Below are 15393 nucleotides of genomic sequence, written 5' to 3'. Positions count from 1 at the left end.
CTTATACCTCTTTTACAATTATATTCTGATACAAATCATCGTAGTGGGCCATATTGACATGCCCTGTCATCTTTTCTTGGGCATTTAGCATCCCTAGGACCATAGCATGGGTCAAGAGGGCCGCGTCATCTTTTCCGCTACTGAGGGCAGCAGAAATCCCAGCCACGGTTGAATCTCCAGATCCCACTGGATTGACCACTTCAATTTTTGGAATATCGACCTTATAGAAGCTGTCTCCATGTTTGGCAAAGGCACCATCTCCACCTAAGGAGACGATAATCCATTCGATTCCTTCAAACAGTGGGTCTTTCAAAACTTCTTTTAAGTCCTCAAAATCCGCTGAAACATCCCGTCCTAAGAGTTGAGATAATTCTTCGCGATTGGGTTTAATTACTGTTGGTTTGAATGGTGAGTGAAGGACCGCTTCTAAAGATTTGCCTGATGAATCAAGTACAACCTTGCGTCCTGCTTCTTTTGCAATCTCAATTAGGCTCGCATAATAGTCCACTGGTAATCCTGTAGGAAGACTTCCCGAAATAGCAATCACATCCGCTGTTGGCATAAGGAGTTTGAAATGGTGAAGGAAGCCTAAAGCTTCTGTCCGGATAATTTCTGGACCCGCTTCTAAGATTTCTGTTTGATTTCCTTCATGCAAGATGGCGATACAGTTCCGCGTATCTCCAAGGATATCATAGAAGAAGGATTGGACATCTCGTGGAAGATGGGTCTTGATGAATTGACCATTGGTCCCCCCAACAAAACCTGTTGCTCCAACTGTTTCACCGCTCTCAGCTAGGACACGGGTGACATTTAACCCTTTCCCACCAGCCGTCTTAGAAACTTCCGACACACGATTCACAGTATCCAACTTTAATTCTTCCAAGGGATAAGAAATATCAATGGAAGGATTCAAGGTGACAGTTAAGATCATATGCACACCTCTTAGTCGTGGTATTCACCACGATCCCATTTTTCAAGGAATTCTGTAAAGAAGTCTGCATCCTCTTGGTGATCATTATGAGTTTCCAAATGTTGAATCTTGGCAATCAATTTCTTGTTTTCTTCACTTGGTTTATATTCTGCATGAATGAAGGCTTCAATGATATCACACATGAGCAACTCACCAGTTACTTTCCCACCAAAACCAATGACGTTGGCATTGAGTTCTTCTTTGGCATAAAGTGCAGTTGTCATATCACGGACCAAAGCTGAACGAATTCCAGGGACCTTGTTAACCGCGTTGTTAATCCCAACACCAGTTCCACAAATACATACTCCAAGGTCTGCTTGACCACTAGCTACTGCTTCTCCGACTTTTTTCCCAAAAATTGGGTAGTGGGTGCGCGCATGGTCATAGGTTCCGAAGTCAAGGACTTCATAGCCTTTTGATTTCAAAAATTCAGAAACAGCCATTTTTTCATTTGTGACAATATGGTCACATCCAATTGCAATTTTCATTCGTTTACTCCTCCCCTTAGCACATCTTGTTAAGCATATCGACACGGATTTGGTGGCGACCGCCGTCATACTTACCGTTTACAAAACCTTTGGCAATATTCTTCGCCAATTGATCACCCACGATTTGAGCCCCCATGGTGATCATGCGAGAATTGTTATGGCCACGAGTCATGTAAGCGGAACGCTCATCTGAAACTTCTGCCGCAACCATTCCTTTAATTTTAGTAGCGACCATGAATGGGCCAGCTCCATAAGCATCAATAACAATACCAAGATTGTCTTCTGCTTGTTTGACTTCCTTAGCGACAGCCAAGGTCACATCCACAAAGTCTTGCCCTTCTTCTGTCACATCCACCACTTGGAAACCTTCTGCTTCCAAATATTCTTTGACTACTTCTTTTAAGCGGATACCTGCTGCATCCGCACCAATAATAACTGACATATTATACTCCTTCTTTTAATTCATTTTTCAATCAAATACAGAAACTTCTATATTCAACAACATTATTTTCTATAAAATTTCGATTTCAAAACTTAGTTCAGCTGTTTGACCTGCTGACAAGAGACGAACTTGCTTTTTATATTCCAAATAATCACTCTCTTCAAGGGAAGTGGATAAACCAGACCAAGGCTCTAAAGCGATAAATGGTCCTTTATTAGGTGTTGTCCAGATGATCAAGTTTGAAAAATCTGGAAAATGAAGGCTTACTCCTTTTTCGTGCTTTTTAGAGCGGAGGATCACCCTTCTTGATTGTAAGCAATCTAAGGTGATGGCATCCTTTTGGAAGAGATCGTAATCGAGATTTAGGATTTTCTCTTGCTGTAAGAAAGGTGTCCGATCAAAGACGTTTAGCAAGCCTGTCTCTGGATAGGATTTAGGAATACTACAGGTCTCTTCTTGTTCGAATTCCAGGTAGTAATCTTCAAATCCTTCATCCGCCAGTAACGGACAATTAAATCCTGGATGGCCACCAACGAAAAAGGGCATGACTCCTTCCTCACCAAGATGGTGAACCCGATAGGTTACTTGAATCTTCTTACCAAGTAATTGATAAGAAATTTCTAATCTGAAATGATAGGGATATTGCTGATACATTTCTTCCGTATCTTCTATCCCAAAAGTCACCCGATCTTCTGTTTGCTCTACCAGCTCAAAGTTTTTCTTGCGAACCAGCCCGTGGCGAGGGATCTTCCCAACACCTTGAGGGCGATACATGGTTGTATCATTTCGAACCGAACCACAGATAGGAAAGAGAACTGGGGCTTGGCCACTCCAATACTGAGCATCACCCTGCCAAAGATATTCGATACCTTCCTGATCCTTGATAGAGGTCAGCTCACCACCTAACTCCTTGAAACAAACTTCCAGATCATTATTTTTTAAAGCTATCCTCATATTTCACTCCTTAGCATGTTATTTTAGAGAAAAAACTAGGCTACCCCTCCATGTCTGGAAAATTGATACCCTAGTTTTATCAAGTTACATATTTAGGAGCGGATTATTTTGCATTTGCTGCGTATTCTTCGTTACGTTTGATCATTTGTTTTCTGTACCATGCAAAGATTCCAACGTAGAATGCTAAGAAGGCAACAACACCAATAATCAATTTAATATCACCAGTTGTTGCATTACCGATTGTCCAACCAAGCAATTTTTCAACAGGTCCTTCAAGAGTTGAGTGAGTGATCAATTGAGCTTTGTCAACTCCTTCTGGAAAGGCTTTTACACTTTTCGCCAATTCAGTAGCGAATGGTGCGATAAGAGTACCTGAAAGAAGGAAGAGTGGCAACAAGAGTGTTCCAAACACGATCATACGGATCAATTTACCACGTGTTACAACCAACAAAGCTGGAGTCACACCCATAGCGATGATCCCTGCAAGTGGCAAGATACCATTTCCGACTTTAGAAAGAAGCACTGCTTCGATCAACATGATTGGTGCAAGTACGTTTGCACAAGCCCAGATTTCTGCACGACCAGCGATAAATGGCCAGTCCAAACCGATATTGAATTTACGTCCTTGAAGACGTTTAGTAGCAACGTTTGTAATACCTTGTGACAATGGTTCTACCGCTGCGATGAACCAAGAACCGATCAATGAGAACAATTCCAAGCAGACACCGGCAGTCAAACCAAGGCTCAACCAACCTTTAATAACCAATTCCCAAGTTTTAGCATCAGCTACATCAGCAACTGGATGTGGAGTACCCATGATACCGATGACGATACCAAGAAGGAAACCGATGAAGAATTTAGATCCCCAGAAACCAATTTTCTTGTTCAATTTAGCTGCGTCAAAGTCGTATTTGTCAAGACCTGGGAAGAATTTGTCAAAGATTTTATCCAAAACCATGATGATTGGGTTCATCATGTAGTTCATGTGAGTTGAAGTCATAGGTGATGAACTTGGTGCATTCAACAAATCGTCAAATGTTGGTTTCATCAAGTCTGAGTTGATGATTTTCATAATCCCTACAAGAACAACTGCAAGAGTGGCAACTAAGAGAGAAACTCCTGCGCTAACTCCATTTTTATCCGCATACCATTTAATCAAAAGACCTGTGATAGACAAGTGCCAGATATCAAAGATATCGACATCAAGTGTATCTGTTTTCTTCATTGCAAGCATGACAATGTTGACAACCAACATAACTAGCAAGAAGTAAAGTGTCCAGGCAGACCCCCAAGTGATGGTCGCAAGTGGTGCCCAACCAACGTCTGTGATATTCAATTGAATACCAGTGTTCTCAACGAATTTTGCAAGAGACGCTGAGAAAGCTCCATTCAACATACCGATGATTGCACCGATACCTGTAAGGGCGATGGCAAGTTTAATACCACCTTCAAGCGCTTTGGAGAATTTCACTCCAAACAAAAGTGCCAATAGAGTTAGGACGATCAACATGATGATCGGTGCACCCATATCTAGAATGGGTTTGAAAAACTTATTGGCAAAATCGATAATGCCATTCATAATAAATCCTCCCGATTTATATTTTTATATTTTACAAAATTAAGAATGTCAGCAATTCCAGGCATAGGAACCGCTTACAAAATACAGATAAACGAATTAGCTTAAACCGTGTTCTTTGATGGCTGCTTCGATATTGTCATATACCGGAGCGCTCATAGCTGGAATACGGAATAAGATTGGACCAGCTTCAACTACTGGAATACCAGGATCAAAGCCTAAATCTGTTGCAGCGATTGGTGTAAAGATATCATAACCTTTAATCAAATCTTCATTCACATCTTTTACCATTACCGCATCACATTGTACATCATATCCACGGTTTGAAAGCTCTTCTTCTAGAGCGCTTTTGATTTGGTGGCTTGAGTTAACCCCTGCACCACAGGCAGCTAAAATTTTAATCATTTGAATGACCTCCATTATAAATATTTTTAATTTTTACTATTAAGCAATCGCTTCTGTGATATAGCGATATAAGTCTTCTTCAGTTTCCAATTTCGACATGTTTTCAAGATTTCCATTTGTCGTAAAGAAATCCATCAAATGCGCCAAAATGTTTGTTTGGCTGGAACTAGAATTGTTAATGATGAAGAATAAAAGAGAAACTTCTACTTCTTTATCAGGTGCGATCATATTGTGGAAGGTTACCGGATTTTTCAATCGAACAACTACAATATTCTCTGTTAGGTTATGGATGATATCCGTATGAGGAATCGCTACATTCGGAAGATCCTTTCCTAGAAATTCCATATCCAAGCCAGTAGGGAACGATTTCTCTCTCTCTTTTAATGCAGCTCGATAAGAATCTGTCACAATCTGACGTTCTTCCAATAAAGTTGCAACCTGGTCAAACAATTCTTCTTGATTCGCAACATCTAGGCAAAAGACTAATTCCCGATTAAACAGTTGATTTAATCCCATCTTTTCACCCCTTCCACTTTTAAAATATCTTTTAATTACATGATAAGTATATCACTATATGAATGCGCTGTCAATTACAATATGTAATTTTTTGTTCTTTTTTGTTTATTTTTTATAGATTTATTTATAACCCCTCCCCTATTAAAGGATATAAAAAAGACCAGAATCTGCTTGAATCCTGGCCGTTTAGCTGTTTCTTTTCTAATTTTTACAAAATTTTTGTATAAGAATTGTATTTTTCTCGCACCTTATTAGAGATAGAATGATCGGTAATCACCGCATCTAAATCATCTAGACGGTAAAAAGCATAGAAAGAATAGCTGTCAAACTTACTGTTATCTGCTACTACATACTTTTCAATGGCATTGTTAAGAATAATTTTATTACCATTTCCTTCTTCTTCGTTTGCAGTCATTGCTGTATGACCGTCGATTCCATTTACCCCGATAAAGGCTTTCGAAACCTTAATTTCCTTTAAGAGCTTATTAGCAAACTGCCCTACAAAGGTCTGTGTCTTGACCCTATATCGACCTCCCACTAGGATAATGTCATAATTGGGTTGATCTTTTAATTTTTCAAAAATAGGTAGGGAATTGGTGACAATACTGACATGTTTCCCTTCAAGATAATCGCCAATAAAATCCGTAGTGGTTCCAGCCCCAATAAAAATTGTATCGCCTTCATCGATTAAAGCCGCACATTTTTGAGCAATCTCCCTTTTCTCTTCCACGTTCAACATGTTCTTTTCTGTATGAGAGACTTCTGTCAGACTATCCTTGATTTTTCGATGGGCCCCTCCATGAACACGAACCAATAGGTCTTGCTCCTCTAAGTCCATCAAATCCCGTCGAATTGTCATATCCGTTACACCCAAGAGATCACTTAGATCCTTAACAGAGACCACTTCATTTTTATCCAACTCTTGTAAGATTGCTACATGTCTACTCTCTTTCATATGACGTCCTACTTTCCTATTTCTGCTTTCATTATACTATAATGGTGAACATTTTCAATAAGAAACAAACATTTTGACGATTTTTTTCTATATTAACCACTTATTTTGTTGATCGTTTTTGTGAATTGATCATTTTTTTGTTCATCTTTTTAAAAAAAGTAGATTTTTTTTAGCAAATCTGTTGACAGGACTTATAAAAAGTTGTATTCTTAATATGTTAACAGAATTGATAGCGCTATCACAGAGTGATAGCAAACGTTTTGTTTACGAATTTCGGTCTCCTTATAAATATACAAGGGTAAACATATGTTTACCCTTGTATGTTTTATTTATCTCCTTTGTTCCGAATCACAAAGCCTGTTTTCTTCTCGCTTGAAGTATTGCGTGGTTTTTTATTATCCTTACGGTAACGCTTCTCTTTATCAAAACGATCCTTTGAACGTCCACCTTTACGATAGTCATCACGACGTCCATTGCCACGGCGATCACGGTCTCGACGGTCATCCCCACGACGGCCTCCTCGACCACCCTTGCCTTTGCCACCGAAGCCACCACCAGATGGTTTAAATGGTAACGGTTTTTCACGTGCAATCTCAACCTCAGGAAGACTATCTGGGTCTTGAACAGTTAAGCTGAGGATATACATGGCCAATTCTTCTGGGCTGAATTCTGATGCTAATTGACGAGCATCCTTTCCAAACTTTTCAAAGTTGCTACGGATCTCCTCATTCGCAAAATCACGTTCAATTTTCTTCAGTGCAACCTGCTTCTTAGCTTGGAAGGCTTCTTCTGCACTTGCAGGTTTAAGACCTTTCATGCGTTTCTTAGTCAAGTTCTCAATGATTTGGAGATAACCCATTTCATTAGGTGAAACGAAGGTTATAGACTGACCTGACTTACCTGCACGTCCTGTACGACCAATACGGTGAACATAACTCTCAGGGTCTTGTGGGATATCGTAGTTGTAGACATGAGTCACACCTGAAATATCCAAACCACGAGCAGCTACGTCTGTTGCAACGAGGACATCAAGGTTGCCATTTTTAAAATCACGAAGGACACGAAGACGTTTGTTTTGGTCCAAATCTCCATGAATCCCTTCTGCACGGAAACCACGGATTTTCAGCCCACGAGTCAACTCATCTACACGACGTTTGGTACGACCAAAAACGATTGACAACTCAGGTTGATCAACATCCATAAGACGAGTCATGGTGTCGAATTTTTCTTGTTCCTTAACGCGGATATAGTACTGGTCTACCAGTTCTGTTGTTAATTCTTTAGCAGCAATCTTCACATGCTCAGGTTCTTTCATGAACTGAACACCAATACGTTTGATAGCATCTGGCATAGTCGCTGAAAAGAGCAAGGTTTGACGATTTTCCGGTACACGAGAGATGATATCTTCAATATCTTCAAGGAATCCCATGTTCAGCATTTCATCTGCTTCATCTAAAATCAAGGTTTCAATATCATGCAATTTCAAGGCCTTGCGTTTAATCAAGTCAAGTAAACGTCCCGGTGTTCCTACAACGATGTGAGCACCTGATTTAAGAGCCTTGATTTGTTTTTCAATACTTGAACCACCGTATACTGAACGGACTTTCACACCTTTACTACGGCCAAAGCGAAAGAGTTCTTCCTGACTTTGAACAGCCAGTTCACGAGTTGGGGCAATTACTAAAGCTTGGATAGTTGCTTCTTCTGTACGAATTTTTTCAAGAGTTGGCAAGCCAAAGGCTGCAGTTTTCCCTGTACCAGTCTGTGCTTGACCGATAACATCTTTTCCCTCAAGAGCCAAAGGAATAGTTTGCTCTTGGATAGGACTTGCTTCTACAAATCCTGCTTTTTCAATTTCTGCTAACAAATCAGCAGAAAGGTTAAATTCATTAAATTTCACGTTATTCTTCTTTCTAAAGATGGTGCGAAGCCATCCTATAGCGCTTAGTTTATACTTTTCTTGTCATGACGTACTTTCAGTTTTTATGAAAGACCGTGTTGCTTCTTTTCCACTAAAGAAAAGTACTGCTTTCTTTGCAACCTATCTAGTATACCATAGACTAGGGTTAAAAGATAGTAAAACGAAACAGGTTAAAAGTTTTTTTATTTCGTAACCTCTTTCAAAAAAGCTCTTTCCACCTTTGGATAATTAGTATAATTTATTTTTTAAATTTGCGATAATATAAAAGACTGTGAAGTCTCTTCTTTACTTTGAATCACCTCATAAAAACAGCGTTACAATAGGCTTTCTAAAAATTTTCACTCACAATAAATCCCCTTTTATTTTGGGATTGTTTCCTTGATTTTTAATATGAAAATATGTATAATGATTCTAGTATCTAGGTTATTTCAGTATCATTAAAATGCTTCATTCATTTAACTGATTCAACGATTCAATCCAATTATAAATTGTTTATAATCCACTCAGTACTTTTAAATCTACTCCTACTATTTCCAAGAAGATTTTGTACAGTCGATCACTTGTATCAAAACTGCCTCTTCTTCTTAGGGGAGGCAGAGTTAAAAATGAAGGATTTTCTGAAATAGCCAAGATACGAAAGAGGTAAGGAATTTCTTCCCTACCTCTCTTTTTTTATCGTTTATGGGCAATCCAGCGCAAGATTCGTGATAACATCAACCACAAGACGAAGCTAGCGACCGAAATATAAATCCAGGCATTGGGATCATTTGTAAACGGCAATGGAACATTCATTCCAAAGAAACCAGTGACAACTGCTAAGACCGCTAACAGAGCTTCTAAGATGGTCAAGGTGGTCAAATTATCATTCAAATTGTTATTTAGGATGTTATTGTAAGAGCTAGACAATTGCTGCAAGACCTGAGAGTTCAACTCCGTCATATACACCAACTGTCTGGCCTCAATCATGGCATCATCAAATTGTTCTTTTTCCACATCATCAAATTGGCGGTAGATTAGGTGAGCCTTGATATGTTCCAGAAGCATGCGATTTTGCTTGGCAGCGGATGCTAGATAGACCATACCTGTTTCCACGTCAGAAAGAGCATAAAGGTTCTTACTAGTTGTCGTTTTTCGTAAGAGACGAGTAATCTCATCCTTGTGCTTATCTAGACGCTCAATAATCGGATAATAAGCATTACTAATCATCTCAAGCCCCGCAAACAAGAGTTTAAAGGTGGATAAACTTTCATGAGCATCAACATAGCGTTCCATTTGTGCAATAATATAGGCGTTGTCTCGGTTACTAATAGTTACAAGACGTGGCCCTTGGACAATGAAAGTCATCGGAATGGTTTCGTAATATTCCTTTTCCTTTTCCATATCCAATACATTATAGATAAAAGTCACAGTTCCATTTTCACGGTTGTAATCCATGTGGGCACGTTCATTTTTATCCAATGCATATTCAATGGTTTCTTGATCAATACCATACTTTTGGTACAACTGGGAGGTTTCTGCAATCAAGTCAGAATCAATATTAATCCAACTCCGGCCATCCCCTAACTTTTTTTCAACGAACATTTCGTTTCCTCTTTACCTTATCTACCAGTACTCCTACCGATTACCCGAAATCGCTAGATGAGTCCTGTCCTCATTCACTGATCAACGCAATACAGCTGCTGCCAAGGCCTGCTGGATCTCGATAACACTATTATCACTCTTAAATTGAAGTGTTTCTGACGGCTCTACAGCTGAAGAAACCCAAATTTTTAATTCTGCGTCCAAATCAAAATGACCAGATGTTTCTACTGAAAAACGCGAAATAGAACGATAGGGAAGAGATTTATAAGATGTTTTCTTCCCTGTCATTCCTTGTTTGTCCACCAAAATCAGACGGTACTCCGTAAAGACAATCAAGTCACGAATCAAACTAAAAGCCAGAGTTACTTGCTCACCTGGAACCAGGATATCCCCTAAATCTTTTTCAACCTTATCGACGTCTTTTTGAGAAGCATTGCCCATCAAACCTGCAAAAATACCCATGTTTTTTTCCTCCACAACTTGTGCATTTTCTATCTTAATAACTATACCATATTTTTTACAAGTTAAAAAGTTGCGAGAACGTTTTTTTGATAGTATAATGAAAGAGTCACAAGAGGAGCAATTGCTGAGATTGGCTAGCTTAGATACCAGAGGTGTTCGTTGCTGGCCTAAACTCTTACCACCTGATCAGGTTAGGACCTGCGTAGGGATGTGTCTCAAAACAGAATGAAATAGAAAACTTCTATGACAACGTTTTGATGTGGCAACAAATGAGCCAATCAAAACGATTGGTATAGGAGGTTTTTTTATGTCGAAAACTACGATTCGACCAATGATTGAGGTTGCTCTTTTAGCGACCATTGCTTATATTTTGGATTTGGTTACTCAACCCATGTCCTTAGGTCCTTGGATTTCTCTATCTTTTAAGATGGTTCCCATCTTTCTCCTCAGTTTCCGCTGGGGCGTTAAGGCTGGTGCCATGGGTGGATTCATCTGGGGTTTGCTGCAAGTCGTAACTGGGGAAGCAGCTGGTGGTTGGTTGACTCCAATCCAAGGTTTCTTAGAATACTTTGTAGCCTTCAGCTTGATTGGACTGAGTGGAATTGTCAAACCTACGCTTGACAAGGCTATCAGAGATAAGAAACGAGTTCAGACACTCACTTACATTACTGTTGGAGTCGTCTTAGGAGGGTTCGCACGCTACCTGATTCACTACATAGCAGGTGTTATCTTCTGGGGAAGCTATGCTCCAGCTGGCCAAAGTGCCTACCTCTACTCTCTAATTGTAAATAGCTCGTCCTTCTTAGGCGAGACTATTGCCAGTTTGATTGTCTTCTTTATCCTACAAGAATTTTTGGGAAGACTCCTTATTACAGAACATTAAGAAATATTCTTATAAACTTTCCTTATGTGAGAACGGACGTCAGCGAACTTCTACGAAGTTCCATGACTTAGTTTTGAACCTAAGGTTTCAAAACTCCCGAGTTCTAGAAACACTATTGTTTCTAGAACTTTTTTCACAGCGGAAAGTTTCAGTCCTTGCTTTAAAAACACAAAAAATATAGAATTATTTTTATTTATTGAACAACCACTTGGTTTTTATGGAAAAAGAAAATTTGTCGATATCACAAAACCAGCTCGCTTGAGCTGGTTTTTTAACTAATATATTCTATTACCAAAGTAATCTGAAAGACAGTTAGCTAGCCCACATAATAGTGGCTAGCGTCCAACAATTAGGGACTTTAGTTCCAATTGTTGGTGCTGAGTTACATTTTTTCCTCTAGTTCAACATCTGGATACTTATCCGCAAACCAACGGAGGGCAAAGTCGTTTTCAAAGAGGAAGACAGGTTGGTCAAAGCGGTCCTTAGCCAAGATGTTCCGGCTTGAAGACATGCGCTCATCTAAGTCCTCTGGTTTGATCCAGCGAACGGTCTTTTTACCCATTGGGGTCATGACCACTTCTGCATTGTACTCATTTTCCATGCGGTGTTTGAAGACTTCAAACTGTAGTTGCCCGACAGCACCTAACATGTATTCACCTGTTTGGTAGTTGGTATAGAGCTGGATAGCTCCTTCTTGCACCAATTGCTCAATCCCTTTGTGGAAGGATTTTTGCTTCATGACATTCTTGGCAGATACCTTCATGAAGATTTCAGGGGTAAAGGTTGGCAGTGGTTCAAATTCGAACTTGTTTTTTCCAACAGTCAGCGTATCCCCAACCTGATACGTACCAGTATCGTATACCCCGATGATATCTCCTGCTACGGCATTGGTCACATTTTCACGGCTTTCAGCCATAAACTGAGTGACATTTGATAGCTTAGCACCCTTACCAGTACGAGGCAGGTTAACACTCATCCCGCGTTCAAATTCACCCGATACAATACGGACAAAGGCGATCCGGTCACGGTGACGAGGGTCCATGTTGGCTTGGATTTTAAAGACAAAGCCTGAGAAATCCTTGTCATAAGGGTCGACAATCTCTCCATCTGTCTTCTTGTGGCCATGTGGTTCTGGAGCAAACTTCAAGAAGGTTTCCAAGAAAGTCTGCACCCCAAAGTTCGTCAACGCTGATCCGAAGAAGACTGGTGTTAATTCACCCGCAAGGATAGCTTCTTCTGAGAAGTCATTTCCTGCTTCTTGCAAGAGTTCGATGTCATCCTTGACTTGCTCGTAGAATGGATTGTTGGCAAAGAGCTTGTCTCCATCTTCTAGACTGGCAAAGCGTTCATCCCCTTTGTAGAGTTCCAAACGTTGGTTATAGAGGTCGTAGAGCCCCTCAAAGGCTTTCCCCATCCCAATCGGCCAGTTCATTGGGTAACTTGCGATGCCCAAGACTTCTTCCAATTCTTGCAAGAGGTCCAGTGGCTCACGACCGTCACGGTCCAGCTTGTTCATAAAGGTAAAGACTGGAATCCCACGGTGTTTGACAACCTCAAATAATTTCTTGGTTTGGGCCTCAATACCTTTGGCAGAGTCTACGACCATAACCGCAGCATCTACTGCCATCAAGGTCCGATAAGTATCTTCTGAAAAGTCCTCGTGCCCTGGGGTATCAAGGATGTTGACCCGTTTTCCATCATAGTCAAACTGCATGACAGATGAAGTTACCGAAATCCCACGTTGTTTTTCGATATCCATCCAGTCAGACTTGGCAAAGTTTCCTGTTTTCTTTCCTTTTACAGTACCAGCTTCCCGAATCTCTCCCCCAAAGTAGAGCAACTGCTCTGTAATCGTCGTTTTACCAGCATCCGGGTGGGAGATGATGGCAAAGGTACGGCGTTTTTTAATTTCTTCTTGTACGTTCATGTTCCTATTTCTTTCTCTTCTTATTTTCTGACAAGTTTACAAATTCATCTCTACATCGGATTTCTCCTCAATTTCTCTATCTGTCCTATTATAGCGAAAATAGGCACTTTTTTCAACGATGATTCTTCTTTGAAATCAAAAAGGAAGACTAAAATCATACGATTCTAGTCTTCTTCAATTATATTGAATTACTTACTTTAACCCGCTCTCTTCTGCGACTGAAAAATACATTAAAGAGAAGCAAGGCTGCTGCTAGGATGCTGGAAACCACGACATAATTCACCAGGAGGCTGTCCCCTTTGATAATCGGTGGCCGGGCCATAAGTCCATAATTTCCTCCAGTGACTTGGTTGACACCAACTAGAAACATATCAAGGAAGAAGGTATAAAGAACAATTTCTCGATTTTTTAAGAGGCTCGAATCATAGCATCTCAAGAGATAAATCAAGGAATTAACCAAGAGACAGTAATGCCCTAAGAGAAAAGAAAAGCTCGTAATATGAGGAAAGGTATAGGGATCAAAGACCGGATAACCCAAGGCAAAGATCGCCCCACTGACTCCCATCAAGGCAAAGAACTGCTTGCTCTTCCATCGGTCTGGCAACAACAAGACAGCAAACATGGCCAAACGGCAATGGTACAAGGGTAAACTATTGGACCAGGGAAGTTGAAAAGCAAAATACCAGATATAGAGACAGATCAATTGAAATATTTGTAAGTTTCGAAAGATCTTTCGAAATTGTTCATTTTGATAGTAACGTAATGAAGCCCAAACTGCCATTAGAATTAAAAGAACCATGACCCCATACCAAAGGAGCGGGATAACAGGTGGTGCAGTGGATTCAGTTGTGAAAAAATGATGCATACGATCTCCTTATTAAGCGGATTCAGATGTTCTTTTTCTTACTGGACTTAACGATCACATTGATCAGGATAAGGGTTCCTGTCATCAGGATGGTCACGATCAAATAGTTGAGCACAAGTCCATGATCACCAAGTACAGGAGGGCGACGCATAAAGCCATAATTTCCACCTGTTACAAGATTAGCGAGCTGAATAATAGCATTAACCCCAAAAGTCATCTGACAGATTTTCCAGGCATCCCTTGCTTCCACCTGGTAGGATTGAACCAGATAGATCAAGCAATTGGCCAAGAGGGCCCAGTGCCCAAAGACATTGTTGATCGAGGATACGTGAGGAAAAGGATAGGGATAAAAGACGGGATGAACCAAAGCCATGATAGAGCCAAAGACTCCTATCAGGGCAAAATACTGCTTGAAACTTCCCTTAGGAGCCAAGAGAATGATCCACATGGCCATCCGGCTATGATAGAAGGGTAGGCTCTCTGAAAAAGGCAAGCATGCTGCAATATACCAAGCGTTGATAATCAGCAACTGGATCAACTGCCCCCAATACCAAAAGTTTTGATAGCCTTTGGAAGAGGCAAATCGAATAGACAGAAGACCCACCACTACCAATGATGTCGGCAACAAGAAATACCAAGCCCCCAATTGAGGAGGAGCCGTTGGTTGACTGGTGAAAAATAAATCCCAAAGAGTCATGTCTTCCTTACCTCAGCTCATCTAATTTCTATTCCGAACGCGAACCGACAGTCTCTTCAACCATCTTGTATTTGTACTTATAACGTTGGTTGACCAAGAAAATTCCAGCTACCATCACAAAGCTAACCAAAAGGTAGTTTAAGAGAGCACCGTGGTCCCCAATGATTGGTGGACGTCGTAAGAAGCCATAATCCCCTTTCGTCAAAAGGTTGACCACAAAAATCAAGGCATTCATGCCAAAAGTAATCTTGAAAATTCTCAAGCTGTCTTGTTTTTCAGATTGATAATGATCCTGTAGGTAAATCAAACTATTGGCAAGCAAGGCCCAGTGGCTAAAAATTAGATTCAACACTGTGATATGAGGGAATGGGAAGGGATCAAAGGCTGGATACACCAAGGCCGCAATCGATCCTAAAACTCCCAAGAGAGCAAAATATTGCTTGATATAGGTCCCTTTAGGGGCAAAGAGAATCACCAACATGGCCAAGCGGCAATGATAAAAAGGCAAATTATCCGTCAAAGGCATGTGGGCGAGAATATACCAAGCATTGATGGTCAGGACTTGGATCAACTGTGCCCAATACCAAAAGCGTTGGTAGCTTTTGGACTGCGCATATCTGATGGAAAAGTAACCAACCACCAACAAAGAGGCCGGCAGAATGAAATACCAGAGACCAAACCCAGGCGGGGCTGATTTTTGGTTTGTAAACAATAAATCCCAAAGTGTCATTTTCACATTCCTTTAATTTAT

The 15393-nt window shown here is 40.4% G+C and carries 16 protein-coding genes and 1 riboswitch; of the genes, 1 reads left to right on the top strand and 15 read right to left on the bottom strand.

Features of this window, described 5'->3' with window-relative positions; genetic code table 11:
• Window position 1 precedes the first annotated feature (1 nt).
• The 11 genes from FJR71_RS00770 to FJR71_RS00720 all read right to left on the bottom strand — a co-directional run bounded on the left by FJR71_RS00770 (window position 2) and on the right by FJR71_RS00720 (window position 10270).
• Window positions 2-931: a tagatose-6-phosphate kinase gene (locus FJR71_RS00770; RefSeq protein ID WP_023026586.1), complete on the bottom strand. Its 930-nt coding sequence runs from the start codon at window positions 929-931 to the stop codon at window positions 2-4.
• A gap of 11 nt (window positions 932-942) precedes the next feature.
• A complete protein-coding gene (gene lacB / locus FJR71_RS00765) occupies window positions 943-1458 on the bottom strand; it encodes a galactose-6-phosphate isomerase subunit LacB (protein WP_023026585.1) in 516 nt (171 codons plus the stop codon).
• 16 nt (window positions 1459-1474) lie between these two features.
• On the bottom strand, window positions 1475-1900 hold the full coding sequence (lacA, locus tag FJR71_RS00760; protein WP_023026584.1) for a galactose-6-phosphate isomerase subunit LacA: 426 nt from the start codon (window positions 1898-1900) through the stop codon (window positions 1475-1477).
• 69 nt (window positions 1901-1969) lie between these two features.
• Complete coding sequence (locus FJR71_RS00755) at window positions 1970-2854, bottom strand: aldose 1-epimerase family protein (protein WP_120702196.1); 885 nt, start codon at window positions 2852-2854, stop codon at window positions 1970-1972.
• A 103-nt stretch (window positions 2855-2957) separates the two neighbouring features.
• Window positions 2958-4433, bottom strand: a complete 1476-nt coding sequence (locus FJR71_RS00750; protein WP_023026582.1) for a PTS galactitol transporter subunit IIC — start codon at window positions 4431-4433, stop codon at window positions 2958-2960.
• A 96-nt stretch (window positions 4434-4529) separates the two neighbouring features.
• Window positions 4530-4835 carry a PTS sugar transporter subunit IIB gene (locus FJR71_RS00745; RefSeq protein WP_006148587.1) on the bottom strand — a complete coding sequence of 102 codons (306 nt, stop codon included), beginning with the start codon at window positions 4833-4835 and terminating at the stop codon, window positions 4530-4532.
• 39 nt (window positions 4836-4874) lie between these two features.
• The gene (locus FJR71_RS00740) at window positions 4875-5351 is read right to left on the bottom strand and encodes a PTS sugar transporter subunit IIA (protein ID WP_048689142.1); all 477 of its coding nucleotides are present in this window, start codon (window positions 5349-5351) and stop codon (window positions 4875-4877) included.
• A 208-nt stretch (window positions 5352-5559) separates the two neighbouring features.
• A complete protein-coding gene (locus FJR71_RS00735) occupies window positions 5560-6306 on the bottom strand; it encodes a DeoR/GlpR family DNA-binding transcription regulator (RefSeq protein ID WP_129268758.1) in 747 nt (248 codons plus the stop codon).
• Window positions 6307-6631: 325 nt separating this feature from the next.
• The gene (gene cshA, locus FJR71_RS00730) at window positions 6632-8206 is read right to left on the bottom strand and encodes a degradosome RNA helicase CshA (RefSeq protein ID WP_126403975.1); all 1575 of its coding nucleotides are present in this window, start codon (window positions 8204-8206) and stop codon (window positions 6632-6634) included.
• A gap of 693 nt (window positions 8207-8899) precedes the next feature.
• Window positions 8900-9808 carry a magnesium transporter CorA family protein gene (locus FJR71_RS00725; RefSeq protein ID WP_006596683.1) on the bottom strand — a complete coding sequence of 303 codons (909 nt, stop codon included), beginning with the start codon at window positions 9806-9808 and terminating at the stop codon, window positions 8900-8902.
• An 81-nt stretch (window positions 9809-9889) separates the two neighbouring features.
• The gene (locus FJR71_RS00720) at window positions 9890-10270 is read right to left on the bottom strand and encodes a PH domain-containing protein (protein WP_006596927.1); all 381 of its coding nucleotides are present in this window, start codon (window positions 10268-10270) and stop codon (window positions 9890-9892) included.
• Between the two features lie 101 nt (window positions 10271-10371).
• Window positions 10372-10496, top strand: a riboswitch (TPP riboswitch).
• Window positions 10497-10577: 81 nt separating this feature from the next.
• On the opposite strand from FJR71_RS00720, the gene thiT reads away from it, so the two are divergent.
• Complete coding sequence (thiT, locus tag FJR71_RS00715; protein ID WP_140813848.1) at window positions 10578-11153, top strand: energy-coupled thiamine transporter ThiT; 576 nt, start codon at window positions 10578-10580, stop codon at window positions 11151-11153.
• 382 nt (window positions 11154-11535) lie between these two features.
• Here the strand turns inward: thiT and FJR71_RS00710 are convergent, their stop codons facing one another.
• The 4 genes from FJR71_RS00710 to FJR71_RS00695 all read right to left on the bottom strand — a co-directional run bounded on the left by FJR71_RS00710 (window position 11536) and on the right by FJR71_RS00695 (window position 15372).
• Complete coding sequence (locus tag FJR71_RS00710; protein WP_140813847.1) at window positions 11536-13080, bottom strand: peptide chain release factor 3; 1545 nt, start codon at window positions 13078-13080, stop codon at window positions 11536-11538.
• Between the two features lie 178 nt (window positions 13081-13258).
• Window positions 13259-13945 carry a YwaF family protein gene (locus FJR71_RS00705; RefSeq protein WP_048789693.1) on the bottom strand — a complete coding sequence of 229 codons (687 nt, stop codon included), beginning with the start codon at window positions 13943-13945 and terminating at the stop codon, window positions 13259-13261.
• A gap of 22 nt (window positions 13946-13967) precedes the next feature.
• Window positions 13968-14642, bottom strand: coding sequence for a YwaF family protein (locus FJR71_RS00700; RefSeq protein WP_048789694.1), 675 nt, complete (start codon window positions 14640-14642; stop codon window positions 13968-13970).
• Between the two features lie 28 nt (window positions 14643-14670).
• On the bottom strand, window positions 14671-15372 hold the full coding sequence (locus tag FJR71_RS00695; protein ID WP_140813846.1) for a YwaF family protein: 702 nt from the start codon (window positions 15370-15372) through the stop codon (window positions 14671-14673).
• Between the last annotated feature and the right edge of the window lie 21 nt (window positions 15373-15393).

The organism is Streptococcus xiaochunlingii (genome assembly GCF_006385805.1).
GTDB classification, from domain to species: domain Bacteria; phylum Bacillota; class Bacilli; order Lactobacillales; family Streptococcaceae; genus Streptococcus; species Streptococcus xiaochunlingii.
Note: the sequence above shows the minus strand (reverse complement) of the source record. Positions and strands in the feature narration are given on the sequence as shown.

Bases quoted from the DNA above. Each gene is read 5' to 3' on its own strand.
- lacB (WP_023026585.1), bottom strand. From the start codon at position 1,458: ATGAAAATTGCAATTGGATGTGACCATATTGTCACAAATGAAAAAATG.
- FJR71_RS00735 (WP_129268758.1), bottom strand. From the start codon at position 6,306: ATGAAAGAGAGTAGACATGTAGCAATCTTACAAGAGTTGGATAAAAAT.
- FJR71_RS00750 (WP_023026582.1), bottom strand. From the start codon at position 4,433: ATGAATGGCATTATCGATTTTGCCAATAAGTTTTTCAAACCCATTCTA.
- lacA (WP_023026584.1), bottom strand. From the start codon at position 1,900: ATGTCAGTTATTATTGGTGCGGATGCAGCAGGTATCCGCTTAAAAGAA.
- FJR71_RS00745 (WP_006148587.1), bottom strand. From the start codon at position 4,835: ATGATTAAAATTTTAGCTGCCTGTGGTGCAGGGGTTAACTCAAGCCAC.
- FJR71_RS00755 (WP_120702196.1), bottom strand. From the start codon at position 2,854: ATGAGGATAGCTTTAAAAAATAATGATCTGGAAGTTTGTTTCAAGGAG.
- FJR71_RS00700 (WP_048789694.1), bottom strand. From the start codon at position 14,642: ATGACTCTTTGGGATTTATTTTTCACCAGTCAACCAACGGCTCCTCCT.
- FJR71_RS00770 (WP_023026586.1), bottom strand. From the start codon at position 931: ATGATCTTAACTGTCACCTTGAATCCTTCCATTGATATTTCTTATCCC.
- FJR71_RS00710 (WP_140813847.1), bottom strand. From the start codon at position 13,080: ATGAACGTACAAGAAGAAATTAAAAAACGCCGTACCTTTGCCATCATC.
- thiT (WP_140813848.1), top strand. From the start codon at position 10,578: ATGTCGAAAACTACGATTCGACCAATGATTGAGGTTGCTCTTTTAGCG.
- FJR71_RS00740 (WP_048689142.1), bottom strand. From the start codon at position 5,351: ATGGGATTAAATCAACTGTTTAATCGGGAATTAGTCTTTTGCCTAGAT.
- FJR71_RS00720 (WP_006596927.1), bottom strand. From the start codon at position 10,270: ATGGGTATTTTTGCAGGTTTGATGGGCAATGCTTCTCAAAAAGACGTC.
- FJR71_RS00695 (WP_140813846.1), bottom strand. From the start codon at position 15,372: ATGACACTTTGGGATTTATTGTTTACAAACCAAAAATCAGCCCCGCCT.
- FJR71_RS00725 (WP_006596683.1), bottom strand. From the start codon at position 9,808: ATGTTCGTTGAAAAAAAGTTAGGGGATGGCCGGAGTTGGATTAATATT.
- FJR71_RS00705 (WP_048789693.1), bottom strand. From the start codon at position 13,945: ATGCATCATTTTTTCACAACTGAATCCACTGCACCACCTGTTATCCCG.